The sequence below is a fragment of the Bradyrhizobium sp. USDA 4353 genome, from assembly GCF_054063215.1.
In genome coordinates, this window is sequence record NZ_JBSSGB010000001.1 from 1 (window position 1) to 21,771 (window position 21,771).

At 66.4% G+C, this 21,771-nt stretch carries 17 protein-coding genes; 13 read left to right on the plus strand and 4 right to left on the minus strand.

The window, feature by feature from the left end:
* Positions 1-297 precede the first annotated feature (297 nt).
* The 3 genes from ACVILH_RS00005 (at position 298) to ACVILH_RS00015 (ending at position 3,855) form a co-directional block, all read left to right on the plus strand.
* On the plus strand, positions 298-1,482 hold the full coding sequence (locus ACVILH_RS00005; protein ID WP_456711039.1) for a urate hydroxylase PuuD: 1,185 nt from the start codon (positions 298-300) through the stop codon (positions 1,480-1,482).
* Positions 1,483-2,860: 1,378 nt separating this feature from the next.
* Entirely contained in the window at positions 2,861-3,157 is a 297-nt protein-coding gene (locus tag ACVILH_RS00010; RefSeq protein WP_456711040.1) for a hypothetical protein, read from the plus strand.
* Complete coding sequence (locus ACVILH_RS00015; protein WP_456711041.1) at positions 3,157-3,855, plus strand: hypothetical protein; 699 nt, start codon at positions 3,157-3,159, stop codon at positions 3,853-3,855. The genes ACVILH_RS00010 and ACVILH_RS00015 overlap by 1 nt, the downstream gene beginning before the upstream one ends.
* A gap of 33 nt (positions 3,856-3,888) precedes the next feature.
* On the opposite strand, the gene ACVILH_RS00020 is transcribed toward ACVILH_RS00015, so the two are convergent.
* Positions 3,889-4,527 (minus strand): TetR/AcrR family transcriptional regulator, encoded by a 639-nt coding sequence (locus ACVILH_RS00020; RefSeq protein WP_456711042.1) that lies wholly within the window; start codon positions 4,525-4,527, stop codon positions 3,889-3,891.
* A gap of 319 nt (positions 4,528-4,846) precedes the next feature.
* On the opposite strand from ACVILH_RS00020, the gene ACVILH_RS00025 reads away from it, so the two are divergent.
* The 4 genes from ACVILH_RS00025 to ACVILH_RS00040 all read left to right on the plus strand — a co-directional run bounded on the left by ACVILH_RS00025 (position 4,847) and on the right by ACVILH_RS00040 (position 11,492).
* Entirely contained in the window at positions 4,847-5,968 is a 1,122-nt protein-coding gene (locus tag ACVILH_RS00025) for an efflux RND transporter periplasmic adaptor subunit (protein ID WP_456711043.1), read from the plus strand.
* On the plus strand, positions 5,968-7,041 hold the full coding sequence (locus tag ACVILH_RS00030) for an efflux RND transporter periplasmic adaptor subunit (RefSeq protein ID WP_456716828.1): 1,074 nt from the start codon (positions 5,968-5,970) through the stop codon (positions 7,039-7,041). The genes ACVILH_RS00025 and ACVILH_RS00030 overlap by 1 nt, the downstream gene beginning before the upstream one ends.
* Entirely contained in the window at positions 7,038-10,115 is a 3,078-nt protein-coding gene (locus ACVILH_RS00035; protein ID WP_456711044.1) for an efflux RND transporter permease subunit, read from the plus strand. Before ACVILH_RS00030 ends, ACVILH_RS00035 begins: the two co-directional genes overlap by 4 nt.
* Positions 10,116-10,217: 102 nt before the next feature.
* Entirely contained in the window at positions 10,218-11,492 is a 1,275-nt protein-coding gene (locus ACVILH_RS00040; RefSeq protein ID WP_456711045.1) for a DUF2130 domain-containing protein, read from the plus strand.
* A 301-nt stretch (positions 11,493-11,793) separates the two neighbouring features.
* Here ACVILH_RS00040 and ACVILH_RS00045 read toward each other — a convergent pair whose 3' ends face one another.
* Positions 11,794-13,215, minus strand: a complete 1,422-nt coding sequence (locus ACVILH_RS00045) for an FAD-binding oxidoreductase (protein WP_456711046.1) — start codon at positions 13,213-13,215, stop codon at positions 11,794-11,796.
* Positions 13,216-13,287: 72 nt separating this feature from the next.
* Here ACVILH_RS00045 and ACVILH_RS00050 point away from each other — a divergent pair, with 72 nt between their 5' ends.
* Entirely contained in the window at positions 13,288-13,803 is a 516-nt protein-coding gene (locus tag ACVILH_RS00050; RefSeq protein WP_456711047.1) for a thioesterase family protein, read from the plus strand.
* Here ACVILH_RS00050 and ACVILH_RS00055 read toward each other — a convergent pair.
* The gene (locus ACVILH_RS00055; RefSeq protein WP_456711048.1) at positions 13,795-15,294 is read right to left on the minus strand and encodes an amidase; all 1,500 of its coding nucleotides are present in this window, start codon (positions 15,292-15,294) and stop codon (positions 13,795-13,797) included. The two genes, ACVILH_RS00050 and ACVILH_RS00055, sit on opposite strands and share 9 nt — an antisense overlap.
* Before the next feature lie 259 nt (positions 15,295-15,553).
* Here ACVILH_RS00055 and ACVILH_RS00060 point away from each other — a divergent pair, with 259 nt between their 5' ends.
* The 4 genes from ACVILH_RS00060 to ACVILH_RS00075 are packed head-to-tail and all read left to right on the plus strand — an operon-like array spanning position 15,554 to position 18,557.
* Complete coding sequence (locus tag ACVILH_RS00060) at positions 15,554-16,354, plus strand: roadblock/LC7 domain-containing protein (RefSeq protein ID WP_456711049.1); 801 nt, start codon at positions 15,554-15,556, stop codon at positions 16,352-16,354.
* Between the two features lie 49 nt (positions 16,355-16,403).
* On the plus strand, positions 16,404-17,180 hold the full coding sequence (locus ACVILH_RS00065; RefSeq protein WP_456711050.1) for an oxygen-binding di-iron domain-containing protein: 777 nt from the start codon (positions 16,404-16,406) through the stop codon (positions 17,178-17,180).
* 1 nt (position 17,181) lies between these two features.
* Positions 17,182-17,916, plus strand: a complete 735-nt coding sequence (locus tag ACVILH_RS00070; protein ID WP_456711051.1) for an OmpA family protein — start codon at positions 17,182-17,184, stop codon at positions 17,914-17,916.
* Positions 17,913-18,557 (plus strand): hypothetical protein, encoded by a 645-nt coding sequence (locus ACVILH_RS00075; protein ID WP_456711052.1) that lies wholly within the window; start codon positions 17,913-17,915, stop codon positions 18,555-18,557. The genes ACVILH_RS00070 and ACVILH_RS00075 overlap by 4 nt, the downstream gene beginning before the upstream one ends.
* Positions 18,558-18,635: 78 nt before the next feature.
* Here the strand turns inward: ACVILH_RS00075 and ACVILH_RS00080 are convergent, their stop codons facing one another.
* Positions 18,636-18,809 carry a DUF1328 domain-containing protein gene (locus tag ACVILH_RS00080; RefSeq protein WP_006614063.1) on the minus strand — a complete coding sequence of 58 codons (174 nt, stop codon included), beginning with the start codon at positions 18,807-18,809 and terminating at the stop codon, positions 18,636-18,638.
* Between the two features lie 293 nt (positions 18,810-19,102).
* Here ACVILH_RS00080 and ACVILH_RS00085 point away from each other — a divergent pair, with 293 nt between their 5' ends.
* Positions 19,103-21,760, plus strand: a complete 2,658-nt coding sequence (locus ACVILH_RS00085; protein ID WP_456711053.1) for an ATP-dependent helicase — start codon at positions 19,103-19,105, stop codon at positions 21,758-21,760.
* Positions 21,761-21,771 lie beyond the last annotated feature (11 nt).

Here is a 21,771-nt window from a genome sequence, read left to right on the forward strand (position 1 = left end):
CATCGAACGAGCACCACGTAGACTCATATTGGCTGCTAATTCGCAGAGAGAGATCCAGCCGTCGCAGCACGGACGGTGTGCTCCCTCTCCCCGTTCTTCACGGGGGCGCGACGAGCTTCGCTCGCGCTGAGAGGGTTGGGGTGAGGGGCAGCCACACCCACCGACCGTGCGGAGAGCCCCCCTCACCCGGATTGCATCTTTCGATGCAATCCGACCTCTCCCCGCGCGCGGGGAGAGGTGAGAACTGCGCAAGCCTGGCGATGCGGGCTCGAGTAAACACCAGGAGATAACCGCACGATGTGGGCATCGATCGTATCGGAATGGCTGAGCCTGATCTTTCGCTGGCTGCACGTGATTGCGGCCGTCGCCTGGATCGGCAGCTCGTTCTACTTCATCGCGCTCGACCTCAGCCTGAAGCCGCGCGAGGGCTTGCCGAAGGGCGTGATGGGCGAGGCCTGGCAGGTGCATGGCGGCGGCTTCTATCACATCGTCAAATATCTGGTGGCGCCGGCGCAGATGCCGAGCGAGCTGACCTGGTTCAAATGGGAGGCTTACACCACCTGGCTGTCCGGCTTCGTGCTGATGATCGTGGTGTACTATCTCAACGCCGATCTGTTCCTGGTCGACAAGTCGATCCTCGATCTCACGCCGGTCCAGGCCGGCCTGTTCAGCTTCGGCTCGCTGGCGCTGGCCTGGCTGCTCTACGAAGGCGCCTGTCGCAGCGGGCTGGCGAGGCACGAGCTTCCGTTCGCGATCGGCGGCTACGTCTTTCTGGTCGCGCTCACCTACGCCTTCACCCATGTGCTGAGCGGCCGCGGCGCCTTCAACCAGATCGGCGCGATCATCGGCACCATCATGGTCGCCAACGTGTTCGCGGTGATCATCCCCAACCAGAAGAAGATCGTGGCCGCGCTGCTCGCGGGCCAGGCGCCCGATCCCAAGCTCGGCAAGGCCGGCAAGGAGCGCTCGGTCCACAACAACTACCTGACCCTGCCGGTCGTGGTGCTGATGATCAGCAATCATTATCCGCTGCTGTTCGGCACCCGCTACAATTGGGCGATCGTCGCCATCGTGCTGGCGCTCGGCCCCGTGATCCGGCATTTCTTCAACGAGCGTCACAAGGGCAACCCGTCGCCGTGGTGGGTGTGGGGCGTCGCCGCGGCGGGCATGATCGCGATCCTGCTGTTGTCGGCAGCCGGGCCGCGCGACGCCAAGGCGGCGGCCGTAGCGACGCCGAGCTTCGCTGAGGTCACGGATATCGTGACCTCCCGTTGCAGCATGTGCCACGCGGCCGAGCCGGTGTGGGACGGTATCGTCACCGCGCCGAAAGGCGTGCTGCTCGACACCGCCGACAACATCCAGCGCAACGCGCGGCTGATCGCGCGCAACGCGGCCTGGTCGAACGCGATGCCGCCCGGCAACATCACCGAGATCACCGGCGACGAGCGCGCCGTGCTCGCGGCGTGGGCTGGCGCGCAGTAGAGAACACGCCGCTGTCCAATAAAGCGCCCTCTCCCCTTGTGGGAGAGGGCATGTAGGAAGGTGCCGCACGCTCGGTTGGGTGAGGGGTTTCTCTCAACGAGCGTCGCTGGCGGAAAGGGACCCCTCACCCAACCGCACGTGTGGATGGGCCGTGCATGCCCTCTCCCACAAGGGGAGAGGGCGCTGCATCGGACAGCATGCGTCGCTGATCGTCCGTAGATGGGCAAAGGCGCGCCACCGCAGTCCATGTGATGCGCCGCTGCATCACGCGCCGTGCCCACCATTCGCACCGCGGACGCGGATCGACGGTGGGCACGCTGCTGCCTTCGGCAGCCGCTTTGCCCACCCTACGGCAACTCCAAACTCCGCTGTCGTCCCGGCCTTGAGCCGCCGCAACGCGCTGGCGCGCGTCGTAGCTTGTCCGGGACGACGATGGGGAGATGACTGATTCACATTTCAAAGAGCGCAGCGTGAGGATCAGTAGGAACATCAGGACATCACAGGACGTGAGATCGCAGTCCCGCGGCGCATGGCGCCCGGGTGATGCATCGGTCGTGTCCCTCTCGGCGACGAGAGGGCGCAGGGAAGGCCGGACCTCGGCTGAGGCCCGTGGCCCCCGTGCGAGAAAAATGCACGGGGCAGGAACCACAGGTACAGCCGGACAGACCCGGCCCTCCCTGCGCGATGGGTTTCACGCTTATGGCGTGCTCTCCCCGGTGTCCGGCTTTTAGCCACCGTCGCCTGCGGGCTCATCATCGCCCAAAGACTTGACGCCAGCTTCGGGGCGCCAGGACCACACGCTTTTGCGTCCGCGCCGGACAGCGCTCGTCGCGCACCGCCAACACGGCCACCGCTCCCCACCCCCACGTATCGTGACGACGCGTACGCCCCTCTGCATGAGGCGGGATGGCGATAGACAACCACAATTTCCGATAAAGCGAAACAAGAATATTTTTGGCGAGAAGACTGGACAGGCCAAATCAGCCTGAGAGCACTCACAAAATTCGTCTTGGGGCGCACGTGTCGCAGAGGTGTTCGTGGCGAGCATTCCGCCGTCGTCCGAACTGTTAGTCACCCGTCGCGACATCCGAGGCACGCCTGGAACAGGACCGCACCCGGACAATACCCGCGATGCGACAGGTCTATCCAAACTTCACTCCAGTTGGCGCGACCAGTGCGTGAAGCGCATGAGGAGACAACCGGACGCTCACAACTCGTAGTTGATGGCGATTACAGGCAACGACGAATGATCTCGGGCGCATTCGATTGTCCGCATCCGCTTGCGGCAAAATTTACCGTCCATTTGGACGCAGCTTGGCGGCCGGCATGTTCACGCTAGAGTGAGTTCAACACTCAGCTCTCAGCGAAACGCCCCATCATGTCGATCTCCGTCAAAGGCCTTCTGGCCATTGTCGCGCTCATCGCGCTTGCCTGCGTGGCAAGCTCGGTCCTGAAACTTTATCTCGGGCTGCTGTGCATTTCGCTGCTGGTCAGCTTTGCCGTGGTCGGCGTGATCGCCCGACTGGTGGACGGCATCGCGCGCCGGCGCCATCGCGGCCCGGAACGGCGGCGCGGCCGGCGGCGCCGCGCGTCGGCGCGCGTCCAGAGCCCGCAGCCTTTGCCGATCACGAGCGTCGACCGCATCGATACGCCGTCAGCCGCGGGGCAACTGTGATGAGCAGGATGCGGGCCGTCGGATGGGCCACGCTGCTTTGCCTCATCACCTGCACGAGGACGCATGCCGAGCGGCCTGCCTTCTCCGTCGTCGATCATCCCTCGCAGGACGGCCGCTGCGTCGAGGACATGGGACGCGGCGACCTCGATCGCTCGGAGACCGCCTGCCTTGCCCAGATCCCGAGCTTCGCCCAGCGCAGCGGCGCCGCGCTGAAGCTGACGTTCCGCAACGGACGCAGCCGCATCTATCGCAACCAGGATGCCAAATGCGCCGAAGGCGACACCAAGGCCTGCGTCAAGTTTCAGCTGACGGGCTACTTCCCCGAGCATGATCTGTTCCTGGTGGAATGCGGCCGCCTCGACGGCGTCGATTGGCTCCTGGTGCGCGGCGACAATGGCGACGAGATCGGCATCGTCGCGCCGCCGCATTACTCGCCGGAGAAGCGCTGGCTGGTGGCGGTCGCCGCGCGCCTGAGCTCGTCGGGACCGCCCGAGGGCATCGATATCATCGCGACCAAACGTGATCGCACCTTGAAGGATTGGCACTATCGGACGCCGGAGGACAGCAAATGGCGCTACGAGTTCGAACGCTGGGACGGCGAGGACCAGATCATCCTGTCAGCCAAGCCGATCGAGGACACGATGGCGCCGCGCCTGATTGCGATCCATCGGAAGAAGAGCGAGTGGCAGTTCAAATAGCCGCGCTGATCGCCTCGATCCGCCGCCCGTATCTCAGCCCCTCGTCCGCTTCCGCTTCGCTTCGAGCGCCGTCAGATAGGCCGCCATCATCTCAGGCAGAGCAGCAACGACAACGTCGCGGCTGCGCGGGTCCTGCTCGCGCGTGAACAGCAGCGTGCCGAGCACGACAGCGTCGAAGGTCGTGGCAGCCTGCGCGCCAAGCTCGGCGCCGAGCCTCGCGCGCATCACGCGGTCGATCACCGCCCTGAACTCGGCATGCATGGCCTGGTCGTGCAGATCCAGCGTCGCCAGCGCATCGGGATGGCGCACGAAGTAGCGGATCGCCCAGCCAATCAGTTGCTCGATCATATCGGCGGGCGACAGCGCCGCCCACTCCGCGTCGCTTGTTTGCAGCACGCGATCGAACGCCGGCTGCAGCTCGGCATCATGCCGCTCGGCCAAGGCATCGAGCATCTGATCTTTGTCGCGAAAGAAGTGATAGACCGAGCCGATCGATGCGCCCGCGCGCTCGGCCGCCGCATGCATGCTGACCGCTGCCAGGCCGGACTCGGCGATGAGCGCTGCGGCCGCGTCGAGCAACTGCTCGCGACGCTCGCGCCCGCGCGCCTGGCGCGGCGCCCGCGCCGTGCCGCGCGTGGCAGCGTCCGACTTGGTCACGTCTTTCCGTCGCACGTCCTGCATCGCTCTCGTATGGCCATCCCGGTGCGCGGCGAAGCGCTGTGCCTGCCGGCAGAGGGATTCTTGGCCCACCAACGGGAATTTTACTAGACAATTTTTTCTAGAAATGATTGTCTAATTCACGCGCTGTCAAGGGAACAATGATCTGCTCGTTCCCGAAAGCCCTGACCCTGCCAACCGGCGACCCCGGCGCGGGTTCATTGGCGCGATGTGCAAACGTCCTAAAATGCGCCGGACTCGCGACGACCGCAGCTGCGAGCCCAGGTCGGAGCGACGACGATCAACCCTCAGGCCCGAGCCGAACGTGCAACCCATGATTCCATCCACGCGATCTTCCCCTGCGGCGCGCACCTCACGCTCCCGCCTGCTCGCAGCGCTCGGCTGCGCCGCGGTCGGTCTGCTGCTCGCGGGCTGCGAGCAGAAGACGGCCGCGACCGCGCCACCGGCGCGGCTGGTCCGGACCGAGATGGTGAAGCTGTCGGAGCGGCGGCAATCGATCACGCTGACCGGCGACGTGCAGGCGCGCGTGCTGGCCGAGCTGTCGTTCCGCGTCAGCGGCCGCGTCACCGAGCGGCTGGTCGAGGTCGGCGCCCACGTCAAGGCCGGGCAGGTGCTCGCCAGGATCGATCCGGCCGAGCAGCAGGCGGATCTCGATTCCGCCCAGGCCGCCGTGGTGGCCGCGGAGTCGCAGGTCAAGGTCGCGACCTCCAACTTCAACCGGCAGCAGACCTTGATCACCAGCGGGTTCACCACCCGCGCGACCTTCGACCAGGCGCAAGAGAATTTGCGCACGGCAGAAGGATCGCTGGAAGCCGCGAAAGCACAGCTCGGCACCGCCAAGGACGCGCTGACCTACACCGAGCTGCGTGCCGATGCCGACGGCACCATCACCGCGCGCAACATCGAGGTCGGCCAGGTCGCGCAGGCGGCGCAATCGGTGTTCACGCTGGCGCATGACGGCAGCCGCGATGCGGTCATCGATGTCTACGAGGCCGCGCTGTCGCTGAAATTCGACGACAGCAAGGTGGCGCTGGCGCTGCTCTCCGATCCCTCGGTCACCGCCAAGGGCACCGTGCGCGAGGTGTCGCCGACCATCGATCCGAAGTCGGGCACCGTCCGCGTCAAGATCACGATCGAGAATCCGCCGCCCGAGATGGTGCTCGGCAGCGCCGTCAGCGCCACCGGCTTCATCAAGCCGGAGCAGCGCATCGTGCTGCCATGGAGCGCGCTCAACGCCGCGGGCAAGACGCCGGCGGTGTGGCTGGTCGACGCGAACAAGACGGTGTCGCTCAAGCCGATCACGATCGAGGACTACGAGACCGGCACGATCATCGTGTCCAGCGGGCTCAAGCCCGGTGACCGCATCGTCACCGAGGGCGGCAAGCTCTTGAGCGTCGGGCAACAGGTCCGCTTTGACGAGGAGGCGCGGTCGTGATGATGCCGATGCGTTCTGTATTTCCCCTGCTCGCGCTCGGCGTCCTCGCCGGCTGCAATGAGAAGACCGAGGCGCCCGAGCCGGTCCGGCCGGTGCTGTCAATGAAGGTCGAGCCGCAGGCCGCCAACGCGTCCGCCGTCACCGGCACGATTGAGCCGCGCTACAAGGCTGATCTGAGCTTCCGTGTGCTGGGACGGTTGATCGCGCGTCCGGTCTATGTCGGCGACAAGGTCACGCAGGATCAGGTGGTCGCCGCGATCGATCCGGCCGCGCTGGAGCTTGCGGTGCGCGCGTCTGCCGCGGAGGTGTCGCGCAGCCAGGCGCAGCTCACCAATGCGACGGGCACCGAGGGCCGCCAGCGCACCTTGCTGGAAACCGACGCGACGACCAAGGCGACCTTGGAGAGCGCAGAGCAGTCGCGCGCGGCCGCGCAGGCCTCCGTGATCAAGGCGCAATCCAATCTCGCCAAGGCGCGCGAGCAGCTCGGCTACGCGCAACTGAAAGCCGATTTCGCCGGCATCGTCACCGCCGTCAGCGCCGAGGTCGGCCAGGTGGTATCGCCGGGCCAGAGCGTGGTCACGGTGGCGCGGCCGGACATTCGCGAAGCGGTCATCGACGTCGGCGACGACATCGCCGGGGGCTTGCAGGCGGGCACGCCGTTCACGGTGCGGCTGCAGGTCGATCCGAGCGTCAGCGCGACCGGCAAGGTGCGCGAGATCGCGCCGCGCGCCGACGCCACGACGCGCACGCGCCGCATCCGCATCACGCTCGACAATCCGCCTGAGATCATGCGCCTCGGCACCACCGTCACGGCCAGCATCGACGCCGAGCAGAAGATGGTGATCCGCCTGCCGCGCTCGGCCGTGCTGGAGCAGAACGACAAGCGCTTCGTCTGGCTGGTCGATGCAGCGAGCAAGACGGTGAAGCGGCAGGAAATCACGGCCGCCACCAACGAGGACGGCAGCCTCCGCATCACCGGCGGCCTCGAAGCCGGGCAGCGTGTCGTCACCGCCGGCGTGAACAGTCTCAAGGATGGCCAAGCCATCCGCATCGATCAGGAAACGCAGCCGTGAAGTCCTTCAATCTCTCCGACTGGGCGCTCGAGCACCGCTCGCTGGTCTGGTACTTCATGATCGCCTTCATGGCGGCGGGCCTGTTCTCCTACATCCATCTCGGACGCGAGGAGGATCCGGCCTTCACCATCAAGACGATGCTGATCCAGGCCAAATGGCCGGGCGCCTCCGCGGAGGAGATGACGCGCCAGGTCACCGATCGCATCGAGAAGAAGCTCGAGGAGCTGCCGGCGCTCGACTACACCAAGAGCCTGACCGTGCCCGGCCAGACCACGGTGTTCGTCAATCTGCGCGACACGACCAAGGCGCGCGACGTGGTGCCGACCTGGCTGCAGGTCCGCAACCTCATCAACGACATCAAGGGCGACTTTCCCTCGGGCGTCGTCGGCCCCGGCTTCAACGATCGTTTCGGTGATGTGTTCGGCAACATCTACGCCTTCACCAGCGACGGCCTGAGCCAGCGCCAGTTGCGTGACCGCGTCGAGGAGGTCCGCGCCAAGGTGCTGACGGTGCCGAATGTCGGCCGCGTCGACATCGTCGGCGCCCAGAACGAGGTGATCTATCTCGAATTCTCGCCGCGCAAGGTGGCAGCGCTCGGCATCGACCAACGCACGATCCTGAACGCACTGCAGGCGCAGAACGCGGTGTCGCCGTCGGGCGTGCTGCAGGCCGGACCCGAGCGGGTCGCGGTGCGCGTCTCCGGGCAGTTCACCTCCGAAGAGAGCCTGAAGCAGATCAATCTGCGCATCAACGACCGCTTCTTCCCGCTCACCGACGTCGCCACCATCACCCGCGGCTATGAGGATCCGCCGACCTCGCTGTTCCGCTTCAACGGCCAGCCGGCGATCGGGCTTGCGATCGGCATGAAGGCCGGCGCCAACCTGCTCGATTTCGGCGAGGCGCTGAAGGAGGAGATGACCAAGGTCGTCGCCGACCTGCCCGTCGGTGTCGGCGTGCATCTCGTCTCGGATCAGCCGAAGATCGTCGAGGAGGCCGTCGGCGGCTTCACCAAGGCGCTGTACGAGGCCGTCATCATCGTGCTCGCGATCTCCTTCGTCAGCCTCGGCGTCCGCGCCGGCCTCGTCGTCGCGATCTCGATCCCGCTGGTGCTCGCGATCACCTTCCTGTTCATGGCCTATACCGGCATCTCCTTGCAGCGCATTTCGCTCGGCGCGCTGATCATCGCGCTCGGCCTGCTGGTCGACGACGCCATGATCGCGGTCGAGATGATGGTGGCGCGGCTTGAAGTGGGAGACAGCTTACGCAAGGCCGCGACCTACGTGTACACGTCGACCGCGTTCCCGATGCTGACGGGCACTTTGGTGACGGTCGCCGGCTTCATTCCGATCGGCCTCAACAGCAGCGCCGCCGGCGAGTTCACCTTCACGCTGTTCGTCGTGATCGCGGTGTCGCTGGTGGTGTCGTGGATCGTGGCAGTCCTGTTCACGCCGCTGCTCGGCGTCACCATCCTGCCCGCGACCCTGCCGGCCCATCACGCCGAGGGCGGCCGTCTGACGCGGATGTTCCGCGCCATGCTCAATGCTTGCATGCGCAACCGCTGGACCACGATCATCGTGACCGTCCTGGTGTTCGCGCTGTCGGTGTTCGGCATGCGCTTCGTGCAGCAGCAGTTCTTCCCCTCCTCCGACCGCAACGAGCTCGTCATCGACTTCAACCTGCCGCAGAACTCCTCGATCGCCGAGACCAATGCGCAGATGGCGAAGTTCGAGCAGGAGGCGCTAAAGGGCGATCCGGACATCGACCATTGGTCGACCTATGTCGGCTCCGGCGCGCAGCGCTTCGTGCTGTCGTTCGACGTGCAGCCGGCCGACGTTTCGTTCGGCCAGATCATCATCGTCACCAAGAGCCTGGAGGCGCGCGATCGCGCGCGCGGCAAGCTGCAGGCCTATCTGACCAAGACCTTCCCCGGCACCGATGCCTATGTGCATCTGCTCGACATCGGCCCGCCGGTCGGCCGCCCCGTGCAGTACCGCGTCAGCGGGCCCGAGGTCGCCAAGGTACGCGAGATCGCCCAGGAGTATGCCGGCGTGATGCGCGGCAACAACCATCTCGGCGCGGTCATCTTCGACTGGATGGAGCCGTCGCGGGTCGTGAAGGTCGACGTGCTGCAGGACAAGGCGCGCCAGCTCGGCGTCACCTCCTCCGACATCGCCAACGCGCTGAACGGCGTGCTCGACGGCACCTCGATCACCCAGGTGCGCGACGACATCTACCTGATCGACGTGCGCGGCCGCGCCCAGGCCAAGGAGCGGCAGTCCTTGGAGACCCTGCGCGACCTGCAACTGTCCGGCTCCAACGGCCAGTCGATCCCGCTCGCCGCGCTGGCGACCCTGCGCTACCAGATCGAGCAGCCGGAGATCTGGCGCCGCTCGCGCCTGCCCACGGTGACGCTCAAGGCGAGCGTGATCGACCAGGTGCAGCCGAACACGGTGGTCGATCAGCTCAAGCCGGCGCTGGCGGCCTTCAACGCCAAGCTTCCGGCCGGCTACAAGGTCGTCACCGGCGGCGCGGTCGAGGAAAGCGCCAAGAGCCAGGCGCCGATCATCGCGGTCGTGCCGATCATGCTGTTCACGATGGCCACCATCCTGATGCTGCAGCTGCAGAGCTTCCAGCGGCTGTTCCTGGTGTTCGCGGTGGCCCCGCTGGCGTTGATCGGCGTCGTCGCCGCGCTGCTGCCGAGCGGCGCGCCGCTGGGCTTCGTCGCCATTCTCGGCGTGCTCGCGCTGATCGGCATCCTGATCCGCAACTCCGTGATCCTGATCGTGCAGATCGAGCATCTGCGCGAGGAAGGGCGGCCGCCCTGGGAGGCCGTGATGGAGGCGACCGAGCACCGCATGCGGCCGATCATGCTGACCGCAGCCGCCGCGTCGCTCGCGCTGATCCCGATTGCGCGCGAGGTGTTCTGGGGCCCGATGGCCTATGCGATGATGGGCGGCATCATCGTCGGCACCGTGCTGACCTTGCTGTTCCTGCCGGCGCTCTACGTCGCCTGGTTCCGGATCAAGGCGCCGGACGCAAAGGCGGAGCCCGAGGCCAAGCCGCACGGGGCGTAGTCGCCCGGGAATCGCGGATATTTGCATGGGATAAGCCGTCCGCGTGGGTTAAACGCCGCGCGGCGGCCGGTTAGATTCGGCTCCCATGGAGAGATGCGAATCATGACCGATCCTCAGATCGTCTGCCCCTCCTGCCGCACCGAGATCAAGCTCACCGAGCAGCTCGCAGCGCCCCTGATCGCGGAGACGCGCCGGCAGTTCGAGAAGCAGCTTCAAGCCAAGGAGGCCGATTTCGGCCGCCGCGAAGCGCAGCTCAAGGCCGCGCAGGAGCAGATCGCGCAGGCCAAGGCTGCCATCGACCAGCAGGTCGCCGCCAAGCTGAAGGCCGAGCGCGCGGCGATCGCGCAGGCCGAGGCTGAGCGGGCGCGCCAGGCCGTCGCCGATGAGATGAGCAACCGCGATCGCCAGCTCGCCGAGCTGCATCAGGTGATCGTCAGCAAGGACGCCAAGCTCGCGGATGCGCAGAAGGCGCAGGCCGAGATGCTGCGCAAGCAGCGCGAGCTCGACGAAGCGCGACGCGAGCTCGATCTCACCATCGAGACCAAGGTGCAGGAAAATCTGGTCGCGGTCCGCGACAAGGCGCGGCTCGAAGCCGAGGAGTCGCTGAAGGCCAAGGTCGCCGAGAAGGAAACCCAGATCGCCGGCATGCAGCGGCAGATCGAGGAGCTCCGCCGCAAGGCCGAGCAGGGCTCGCAGCAGCTCCAGGGCGAGGCGCTGGAGATCGAGCTGGAATCACAGCTACGCGCGCGCTTTCCGCGCGACCTCGTCGAGCCCGTGCCGAAGGGCGAGTTCGGCGGCGACGTGATCCATCGCGTGGTCGGCCCAGGCGGCCAGGCCTGCGGCGCAATCCTGTGGGAATCCAAGCGCACCAAGAACTGGAGCGATGGCTGGCTGGTCAAGCTGCGCGACGATTTGCGCGCGGCGAAGGCGGATATCGCGCTGATCGTCTCCACCGCTTTGCCAAAGGGCGTCGACGGCTTCGACCTGATCGACGGCGTCTGGGTTGCCGAGCCGCGCTTCGCGCTGCCGCTGTCGCAGGCGCTGCGTCAGTCGCTGATCGACGTCGCCTGCAGCAAGCTCGCGCAGGAGGGCCAGCAGACCAAGATGGAGATGGTCTACGCCTATCTGACCGGTCCCCGCTTCCGCCACCGCATCGACGCCATCGTCGAGCGCTTCACCGAGATGCAGTCCGACCTCGATCGCGAGCGCAAGACCATGATGCGGCTCTGGGCCAAGCGCGAGGAGCAGCTGCGCGGCGTGCTGGATTCCACGGCGGGACTGTATGGCGATCTGCAGGGCATCGCGGGACGTGCGATGCAGGAGATCGAGAGCCTGGATGTGCTGCTGATCGAGGGCAAGAGCGAGGCCGCGGAGTAGTCAGCGCTTAAGCACGCGCCGCATGCATCAGCATCTGATTGCTCTGTCGTACGAAGTTTTTGGCCCCGATCTCGCAGCTGGCGCAGTGCAACCTCGCCCCGCCAGGGCGAAGCGAAGCTTCGCTAAGGCGGGGAGAGGTCGGATTGCATCGCCAGATGCAATCCGGGTGAGGGGGTACAGGTCTCACCACACACATCACCCGCGCGGCTGCCCCTCACCCCGACCCTCTCCCCGTAAGAACGGGGAGAGGGGGCGCACCACGGATCGTGCGGCGATAACTTAGTCTAGATCAATAATGCGCTCACGCCGCCGGGATGATCTTGCCGGGGTTGAAGATGTTCTGCGGGTCGAGCGCCTGCTTGACGGCGCGCATGGCGTCGAGGGCTTCCTGGCCGAGCTCTGATTTCAGGTATTTCTGCTTGCCCTGGCCGATGCCGTGCTCGCCGGTGCAGGTGCCGCCCATCGCCTGGGCGCGCTCGACCAGGCGATGCATGAAGTCCTCGCCGCGGGCCATCTCGTCGGCATCGTCGACGTCGCACATCAGCGAGCAGTGGAAATTGCCGTCGCCGACATGGCCGACGATCGGCGAGGTCAGCTTGAGACGCGCGAGATCCTCCTCGGTCTCGCCGACGCAATCGGCCAGACGCGAGATCGGCACGCAGACGTCGGTGGCGACGACGCCGACGCCAGGGCGGATGGCCTTGACGGACCAATAGGCATCGTGCCGCGCCTGCCACAGCCTGGTGCGATCCTCCGGCTTGGTGGTCCAGGCGAAGTCGCCGCCGCCGCACTCCCTGGCGATCTCGGCGAAATTCCGCGACTGCTCGGCGACCTCGGCCTCGCTGCCGTGGAACTCCAGGAGCAGCAGCGGCGTCTCCGGCAGGGTCAGCTTAGAATAGGCGTTGCACGCCCGCACCTGCGCCGCGTTGAGCAGCTCGATGCGCGCCATCGGAATGCCGGTCTGGATCGCGAGGATCGTCGCCTGGCAGGCGCCGCGCACGGTCTCGAACGAGCACGATGCGGCTGCGATGGTCTCAGGAATGCCGCGCAGCCGGATCGTCATCTCGCAGATGATGCCGAGCGTGCCCTCGGCGCCGATGAACAGATGAGTGAGGTCGTAACCGGCGGCGGACTTCTTCGCGCGCGTACCGGTCTTGATGATCTCGCCGTCGCCGCGCACCACCTTCAGCGCCAGCACGTTCTCGCGGATGGTGCCGTAGCGCACGGCATTGGTGCCCGAGGCGCGCGTGGAGGCCATGCCGCCGAGCGACGCGTCGGCGCCGGGATCAATCGGGAAGAACAGGCCCTGGTCGCGCAGATATTCGTTGAGCGTCTTGCGGGTGATGCCGGGCTGGATGACACAGTCGAGATCCTCGGCATGCACCTCCAGCACCTTGTTCATGTCGCGCATGTCGATGCAGATGCCCCCCGCAGGTGCGTTGACCTGGCCCTCCAGCGAGGTGCCGGTGCCGAACGGGATGATCGGCACGCCGAGCGGGGCGCAGATGCGAACGACGTCCTGGATGTCGGCGGTCTCCTGCGCCAGCACCACGCCATCCGGCGGCTGCGTCGGCAGCCAGGTCGTGGTATGGCCATGCTGCTCGCGCACGGCCTGCGAGGTGATGAGCTTGTTGCCGAAGCGGGCGGCGAGCGCGTCGAGCGCGCTTTTCAGCGCCTCCGGCGCGGGCCGCTTCAGGTCGTGATGAGGGATCGTCGTCGCCACTTTGTCCTCCGGAAGTTGGGCGGACCGTGGCAAAGGACGCAACAGGGGTCAAGGGAGCAAACGGTAGAGCCGATGAGCGATAATGCAGTGCCCACACAGGCCGGCACAGGCCCGTTCCTGTCGTCCATCATGCAGATCGAGCCGCAATGGATCGACTACAACGGCCATCTCAACATGGCCTATTACAACGTGATGTTCGACCGCGCGATCGACCAGATCTGGGCCGAGCTCGGCATCGGCCCGGCCTATATGAAGGAGCGCCAGGGCTCGACCTTCACCGCCGAATGCCATGTGCGGTACTTGCGCGAGATCCATCTTGGCGATCCCGTTCAGATCGCGGTGTGGCTGATCGCCGCCGACGAGAAACGGCTGCACACCTTCGAGGAGCTGCGCCACGCCGGCGAAGGCTGGATCTCCGCGACCTCCGAGAACATGTCGGTTCATATCGACATGACCAAGCGCAAGGTCGCGCCGTTCCCTCAGGACATCCAGGCCAACATCGGCCGCGTGTTGCAGGCGCATGCTGCGCTGCCGCGCCCAGAGGGGCTCGGCCGCGCCATCGGCATGCCGGCGAAACGATCAGTCTGATCGCACCCAGTCCGGCAGGCGATCGAACCAGGGCTGCGCCTCTTCGAGCTGGCGGGCGAGTTGCAACAGCCGCGCCTCGTCGCCGAGGCGGCCGACGAACTGCACGCCGAGCGGCAGGCCGTCGGCGGTCCAATGCAAGGGCACGCTCATCGCCGGCGTGCCCGTGAGATTGGCGAGTTGCGTGAACGGGACGTATTGCAGGCTGTCGCGGGCGATCTTGTCGATCATGCCGTCGAGCGCGCCCCAGCGTGTCAGCAGTCCGAGCAGGCCGATGCGGTCGAGCATGTCGAGCAGGGTCTGCTCGGCGGTCGACGGATCGCCCTGCCCGTGGCTGACCGGCGGATGCGCGAGCGTCGGCGTCAGCAGCAAGTCGTAGCGCGCATGGAAACCCGCGAGCGCGCGCGCAAAGCCGTTCCATTTCAGGAGCTGCCTGGTCAGTGCGCCCGCCGAGATCGCGCCGCCGAGCGTCGACAGCACCCGCGTCAGCAGCTCGAACTCCTCGCGCTTCGCGCCCTTGGCGCGGGCATCGGCCACGAGGGCTGCGACCTGGCCGAAATAGATGTGCAGGAACGAGGTCGCGAGCGCGGCGCCGTCGAGGTCGGGCGTCGCCTCTTCCAATTCGTGACCGAGACCCTGCAGAAGCTTCACCGCGCTGTCGACCGCGAGTTTCGCCTCATTGTGAACCTCGGTGCCGATCGGCGAGGCCGTGGTATAGCCGATGCGCAGCCGGCCGGGATCGCGCGCCGTGACGTTGGCGAAGACCACGCCGGGCTCGGCCACCAGGAACGGATCGCCGGGCTCAGCGCCCGCGATGACGTCGAGCGCCAGCGCCGTGTCGCGGACACTGCGCGAGATCACGCCTTCGCAGGAGGCACCAAACCAGTATTCGCCGAAGCCGGGCCCTGACGACACCAGCCCGCGCGACGGCTTCAGCCCGAACAGGCCGCAACACGCGGCGGGAATGCGGATCGAGCCGCCGCCGTCATTGCCGGCCGCCATCGGCACCACGCCCGAGGCGACCGCCGCGGCGGCACCGCCGCTGGAGCCGCCCGGCGTATGCGCCGCATTCCAGGGATTGCTGACACGGCCGAAGGCTCGGGAGTCGCTGACGCCCTTGAGCGCGAGCTCCGGCAGATTGGTCTTGCCGAAGATCACCAGGCCCGCTTCGAGATAGCGCCTGACGACAGAGGCATGCTCGGCGGCGACCACGGCGGACAGCGCCTTGCTGCCATAGGCCGTCGGCAGGCCCGCATAGTCCTGCGCGCAATCCTTGATCAGGAAGGGCACGCCGGTGAACGGGCCGGAGGCCAGCTTCGCCAGCTGGGTACGCGCCTCGCGCTCCATCAGTCTGCAGACGGCATTGGTCCGGGGCTGGGCCCGCTCGTTCTGCGTCAGCGCGAGCTGCAGCAGCTCGGCCGCGCTGGTCTCGCCCGCCTTGACCGCAGCGGCCAACGCCGTCGCATCGCGCTGCACGTAGTCCCGAACGTCCACGCTACCCTCCCCATGCGCCATTGTTTGCCGTCATCGTAGCTGATTCTGGCTGCAACAGAGGCGCAGTTGCGCCGAAAGCGGCGGCATCGCGGCATCCCGAAGGCAATCCTGGCGGTATGATGCTTGGCCTCGGTCGATTTGACGGCCGGATTGCGCATCTCGCCCTGATTTTAGTTAATTTGATTCAGATCATTCGTCGCGTTCCTTGCGTCGGCCTAACCTTACGCATCGTTAGTTGCGTAGAGTTGACGAGAGAGCGATGGGACGCCTCGCAAGCCTGCTGAGCAGAGCGCACGGACCGCATGACGATGTCGCGGCCGTCCCCGTGACCACCGCCGACTACTTCATCCTGCTGTCGCGCGCGATGGAGAACCTGCCCGATTCCAGTCCCGAGCGTCGGGCCGAAGTCTATCAGTCCGCACGCCAGGCGCTGGTGACCCAGCTGCAGGCGATGGATCCGCCCGTCTCCCGATCCCGCATCAAGGCCGAGCAGCGCGCGCTGGACGACGCGGTGGAGACGCTCGAAACCCGGGCGCAGACCGCACCGGATCCGACGGACGATCCTGAGACTAATGAGCAGCCAGCCGATCCAGAGATTTCAAATCTTTCAATTGCACCGAGTGAAGACGACAGCATGACCCAGCATCAGTTTCAATCCAGGTTTGCCCCCCGCCCCGCCGTCGAGGAGAAGCCGATGTCACGGCTCGATGAAATCAACCGCGTGCTGCGCAAGCTGCAGAGCGACTCCTTCGGGGTCGAGGCCTGCGCCTTGATCTCCGAGGACGGGCTGATGATCGCGAGCGTGCTCGCCGCCGACATGGAGGAGACGCGGGTCGCCGGCATGACTGCGACGCTTCTCTCGCTCGGCGGCCGCGCCGCCATGGAGCTCGGCCGCAGCCATCTGCAGGAGGTCATCATTCGCGGCGAGTCCGGCTACGCCGTGCTGGTCAGCGCCGGCCGCGGCGCGCTGCTGCTGGCGCTGACCAACGAGAACAGCAAGCTGGGCCTGACCTTCTTCGACATGCGCGAGGCCGTCCGGTCGCTGCAGAAGGTGCTGTAGCGCAATCATACAAATGGGCCGGCGCGCCGCGCCGGCAGGAGGTGCGTACATGGCCAATACCGTCCTCTATGATGACGGCGTTCACAAGAACATCCTGCTGGAGGATTTCAGCGCCGGCGATCTCGCCGTGCAGGCGAACCAGCACCTGATCATCCACGACCGCGTCGGCATGCTGCTCGATCCCGGTGGCCACAAGGTCTACTCCAAGGTGCTGGGCGAGACCTTCAGCGAGCTCTCGGGCGGCCGGCTAAAATATCTGTTCCTGTCGCATCAGGACCCCGACATCGTCGCGGCCATCAATGGCTGGCTGATGACCACCGATGCCGACGCCTACATCTCCTCGCTGTGGACGCGCTTCGTGCCGCATTTCGGCTTCGACCACATCGTCGCCGACCGGCTGAAGCCGATCCCCGACGAAGGCATGGTGTTCGATCTCGCCGGCTGCAAGCTCTATGCGCTGCCCGCGCATTTCCTGCACAGCGAGGGCAATTTCCAGCTCTACGATCCCGTCTCCAAGATCCTCTACAGCGGTGATCTCGGCGCCTCGATCGGCGTCGACTACATCGTGACGCGCGACTTCAAGGCGCATATCCGCTTCATGGAGGGCTTCCACCGCCGCTACATGGTGTCGAACCGGGTGATGAAGGCATGGGCTGACATGGTGCGGCCGCTCGACATCGAGATCATCGCGCCACAGCATGGCGCGCTGTTTCCGGACCAGGCGATGTCGCAGCAGTTCATCGAATGGTGCGCCGGGCTCGAATGCGGCATCGACCTGATCACGCCATTGTTCAAGGTGCCGGGGTTCAAGGTGCCGGTGGGCTGACATGCTGGCGCCTTCGCCCAACATCGTGTTTTCTCCGCCTGCGCCGCGCGCAGATGCGTATCTCGTCGCCGGTGAAGATGCGCCAACCTGGCTCGCGGCCGCCTTTGCCATCGCGGGGACCCTTGTCGCGGTCATGTCGGCCGCGCTCTGGCAACAGGCAGCGGCTGCCCCGGACACCGTGGCCGCCGTGCCGCAGACGATGATCACCCAGCCAGCGCCGAAGCCGCAGGACACGCCGGTGCCTCTGCCCGCACTGATCACGGCTCCTCCGATGCCCTTGCCCTCGGCGATCCCCATCGAGCCGCCTGCCCCGCCCGTATCAACTGCCCGCACCGAGCCCCAGAGCGCTGCGAAGGCGCCCGCCGAATGCTTCGCACCGCTGGCCATTGCGTTCGAGCGCGGCAGCACGCGGCCCCATCCGGGCGACATGAAGCGCGCACAGGCGGTGCTGCAAAAGGCGCTCGCGCGGCATGGCGATGCGACCATCCTGATCGAGGGCCACGCCGACGCCAGCGGCAGCGAGGATCTCAACGTGCTCTTGAGCTACTCGCGCGCCAAGGCCGTCGCGGAGCTCTTGAGGAAGGACGGCATTTCGCCGCAGCGGATGTCGGTGAGCGCAGCCGGCGCAGGCACCGCGCGCGGCGACTCCGCGGCGGCCGCGAACGATCGCAAGGCTGTTCTGCGCATCGCCGGTGTCGACGATTGCGATCACCTCACGGAAGCGAAGCGACCATGACCTTCTATGCCATCGTGAGCGGCCTCGGTGCCGCCATCCTGCTGCTGACCGCAGGCTATCTGTTCGGTGCGCGCCAGGGCGCTGTCGCCCGCGATCATCTGCGCCGGCAGGTGCAAGTGCAGGCCGCCAGCCTCAATCAGTTGCAGGACCAGAGCAGCCACGACGCCAGCGAGCGGGAGACGAGCCTGCGCAGCGCGATCCAGGACTTGCTGGCGCCGCTGGTCGAACGCGAGCGCATCTCGCTCGATCTCGCGCAACTCGCCGCGCGCCCTGGGCGGCGCCGCGAGCTCGTGCCGCTGCTCGACCGGATCGCCGAGGTCGGCCGCTTCGAGACCGTGCTGTTGACGAACGAGGAAGGGCTGCCGCTGGCGGCCAACACAGCCGGCCATCACACCGAGCAATTGGCGGCGGCGGCGACGCGGCTGGCGCTGGTCGCCGAGAAGATCGCCGACGAGAACCACATCGCGCCGCTCTCGGTGATGTTGCGCGACGAAAGCGAGACGACGACGCTGTGTCGCATCTTCCGGGTGCAGGATCAGACGCTCACTTTGACGGCGCTGTCCAACGATGCCCGGCTCGCCTCCGTCGCGCTCGATCCCGCGCTGGCCAAGGTGCAGGTCGCGCTGACCGCGCCGGCCTGAGCCACAACGCAAAGGGCGCAGCACCTCTTGCGAGGCACTGCGCCCTTCGCCGACCTCATTGTCAGGGGATGAGGCCGACTACACGCGGGATCGGCCGCGGGCGAGGCCCACGACAGCCGACACCAGGAACAGCACGATGGCGATGAAGAAGATGATCTTGGCGATCTCGATGGACGCACCGGCGATGCCGCCGAAGCCGAGGATGCCGGCGATCAATGCGATAACCAGGAAGGTGACGACCCAGCCTAACATGACACGACCTCTGTCTCTCGATTGCGGTTCAAAGCGACGCGGAGCTTGCGCCGTTGCCAGGACAATCGAGGCCGGGAACAAAGGTTCCGGCGCTTTCGGGCGGTAAAAATTCGCGATTCGGCGGAACAAATTTGGCGGAAACCGGCGTGCAGCGCCCGCCGGCTGCCGATTTAGGGCTGTAAAACGCGCCGGGCGGCCCCATATCACCGACAATCCCTGCTATGAGGGCTCCTCCCTGCAGACCCCTTGATGTCGTCGTATGATGCCGTCAGAGGGATGAGACTGATTCGCTGATGACCGAGCCCAACCGCGTGAGCCGCTTTCCTGCGCCTGACCACCAGCCCGCACCGGGCGGCATTGCCGCCCGCGCCCGCGCCGCCGCGAGCGGCGGTGCGCGCTATCTCGCAGGTCTGAACCCGGAGCAGCGCGAAGCTGTCGAGACGCTGGATGGTCCGGTGCTGGTGCTGGCCGGCGCGGGCACCGGCAAGACGCGTGTGCTGACGACGCGCATCGCGCACATTCTCAGCATGGGCCGTGCGCGTCCGAGCGAGATCCTGTCGGTGACCTTCACCAACAAGGCCGCGCGCGAGATGAAAACGCGGCTCGCCGAGATGCTGGGACAAGCTGTTGAAGGCATGCCGTGGCTCGGCACCTTCCACTCGATCTCCGGGCGCATCCTGCGCAGCCATGCCGAGCTGGTGCAGCTCAAGTCCAATTTCACCGTGCTCGATGTCGACGACCAGATCCGCCTGCTCAAGCAATTGCTGCAGGCCGAGAACATCGACGACAAGCGCTGGCCGGCGCGCATGCTCGCTGGGCTGATCGACGGCTGGAAGAACCGCGGCCTGGCGCCGTCGCAGGTGCCCTCGGGCGAAGCCGCCGTGTTCGCGAACGGCAAGGGTGGCAAGCTCTATGCGAGCTATCAGGAGCGGCTGAAGATCCTCAACGCCGCCGATTTCGGCGATTTGCTGCTCGAGAGCATCCGGCTGTTCCGCGAGAACCCGGACGTGCTGCGGCAGTATCAGAGCCGCTTCAAGTTCATCCTGGTCGACGAGTATCAGGACACCAACGTCGCGCAATATCTGTGGCTGCGGCTGCTGTCGCAGGCGCCGACGCGTGCTCCCGCCACAGCCGCCGCTGCCCCCTCTCCCCTTGTGGGAGAGGGTGGATCAGTTGAGCGCAGCGAAACTGAGCCGGGTGAGGGGTTCTCTCCGCTTGCTCCTGCGCCTGCGGACAGAGACCCCTCACCCGCCTCGCTGCGCTCGGCACCCTCTCCCACCTTGCGAAGCTCCGCTTCGCTTGGGGGAGAGGGGAAGGACGTTTCCGCGGCCACGACTGCTCCCAAGAACATCTGCTGCGTCGGTGACGACGACCAGTCGATCTATGGCTGGCGCGGCGCCGAGGTCGACAACATCCTGCGCTTCGAGCACGATTTTCCTGGCGCCAAGGTCATTCGCCTCGAACGCAACTACCGCTCGACCGGCCACATCCTCGCCGCCGCGTCGCATCTGATCACGCACAACGAAGGCCGGCTCGGCAAGACGCTGCACACCGAGGACGTCGAGGGCGAGAAGGTCACCGTCACCGGCGCCTGGGATTCGGAAGAGGAAGCGCGCGGCATCGGCGAGGAGATCGAGGAGCTGCAGCGCAAGGGCGAGCATCTCAACGACGTCGCCATTCTCGTGCGCGCGTCCTATCAGATGCGCGAGTTCGAGGACCGCTTCGTCACGCTCGGCCTGCCCTATCGCGTCATCGGCGGCCCCAGATTCTACGAGCGCGCCGAGATCCGCGATGCGCTGGCATACTTGCGCGTCATCAACTCGCCGGCCGATGATCTCGCCTTCGAGCGCATCGTCAACGTGCCGAAGCGCGGGCTTGGCGATGCCACCGTGCAGATGCTGCACGACCACGCGCGCAAGCGCCGCATCCCGTTGTTCGAGGCGGCGCGCGCGGTGGTCGAGACCGACGAATTGAAGCCGAAGGCGCGGGGATCGCTGCGCGGACTGATCCTGCAATTCGAGCGCTGGCGCGCCCAGCGCGAGGTGACGCCGCATACGGAGCTCGCCGAGATCGTGCTCGACGAAAGCGGCTACACCGAGATGTGGCAGAAGGACCGCTCGGCCGACGCGGCCGGACGCCTCGACAACCTCAAAGAGCTGATCCGCTCGATGGAGGAGTTCGAGAATTTGCACGGCTTTCTCGAGCACATCTCGCTGGTGATGGACCGCGAAGGTGCTGGCGACGAAGAGGCCGTGTCGCTGATGACCTTGCACTCGGCGAAGGGCCTGGAATTCGACAACGTGTTCCTGCCGGGCTGGGAGGAAGGCCTGTTCCCAAGCCAGCGGACCCTCGACGAGCAGGGCCGCGCCGGCCTGGAGGAGGAGCGTCGCCTCGCACATGTCGGCCTGACTCGCGCCCGCCGCCGCGCGAAAATCTATTTCGCCACCAACCGCCGCATCCACGGCACCTGGACCACGACGATCCCGTCGCGCTTCCTCGACGAGCTGCCGGCGGCGAGCGTCGAGATCACCGAATCCAAGGGCGGCTCAGGCTGGGGCGGCGCCGGCGGCTACGGCCCGTCGCGGTTCGACAATGTCGAGTCGTTCGGATCGAGCTATTCGACACCCGGCTGGCAGCGCGCGCAGGCGCGGCGTCCCGGCGCCGCGCGCGGCGGCTCCGAGAGCGGCTTCAGCGAGCCACAATCGCCGTTCAGCGGCCGCGATCCGTTCGGCGGCACTTTCGGCCGCAACAAGCGCGGACCGCTGACCATCGAGGGCGAGTTGGTGGCGAAATCCACCGGCGCCACGTCGGAGTTCGCGCCTGACGACCGCGTGTTTCACCAGAAGTTCGGCTATGGCCACGTCATCAAGATCGACGGCAACAAGCTGACCATCGCCTTCGACAAGGCCGGCGAGAAGCACGTCGTCGACAGCTTCGTGCAGCGGGCGTGACCTCGCGGCCA

Bases quoted from the DNA above. Each gene is read 5' to 3' on its own strand.
- ACVILH_RS00005 (WP_456711039.1), top strand. From the start codon at position 298: ATGTGGGCATCGATCGTATCGGAATGGCTGAGCCTGATCTTTCGCTGG.
- ACVILH_RS00010 (WP_456711040.1), top strand. From the start codon at position 2,861: ATGTCGATCTCCGTCAAAGGCCTTCTGGCCATTGTCGCGCTCATCGCG.
- ACVILH_RS00015 (WP_456711041.1), top strand. From the start codon at position 3,157: ATGAGCAGGATGCGGGCCGTCGGATGGGCCACGCTGCTTTGCCTCATC.
- ACVILH_RS00025 (WP_456711043.1), top strand. From the start codon at position 4,847: ATGATTCCATCCACGCGATCTTCCCCTGCGGCGCGCACCTCACGCTCC.
- ACVILH_RS00030 (WP_456716828.1), top strand. From the start codon at position 5,968: ATGATGCCGATGCGTTCTGTATTTCCCCTGCTCGCGCTCGGCGTCCTC.
- ACVILH_RS00040 (WP_456711045.1), top strand. From the start codon at position 10,218: ATGACCGATCCTCAGATCGTCTGCCCCTCCTGCCGCACCGAGATCAAG.
- ACVILH_RS00050 (WP_456711047.1), top strand. From the start codon at position 13,288: ATGAGCGATAATGCAGTGCCCACACAGGCCGGCACAGGCCCGTTCCTG.
- ACVILH_RS00060 (WP_456711049.1), top strand. From the start codon at position 15,554: ATGGGACGCCTCGCAAGCCTGCTGAGCAGAGCGCACGGACCGCATGAC.
- ACVILH_RS00065 (WP_456711050.1), top strand. From the start codon at position 16,404: ATGGCCAATACCGTCCTCTATGATGACGGCGTTCACAAGAACATCCTG.
- ACVILH_RS00070 (WP_456711051.1), top strand. From the start codon at position 17,182: ATGCTGGCGCCTTCGCCCAACATCGTGTTTTCTCCGCCTGCGCCGCGC.
- ACVILH_RS00075 (WP_456711052.1), top strand. From the start codon at position 17,913: ATGACCTTCTATGCCATCGTGAGCGGCCTCGGTGCCGCCATCCTGCTG.
- ACVILH_RS00080 (WP_006614063.1), bottom strand. From the start codon at position 18,809: ATGTTAGGCTGGGTCGTCACCTTCCTGGTTATCGCATTGATCGCCGGC.
- ACVILH_RS00085 (WP_456711053.1), top strand. From the start codon at position 19,103: ATGACCGAGCCCAACCGCGTGAGCCGCTTTCCTGCGCCTGACCACCAG.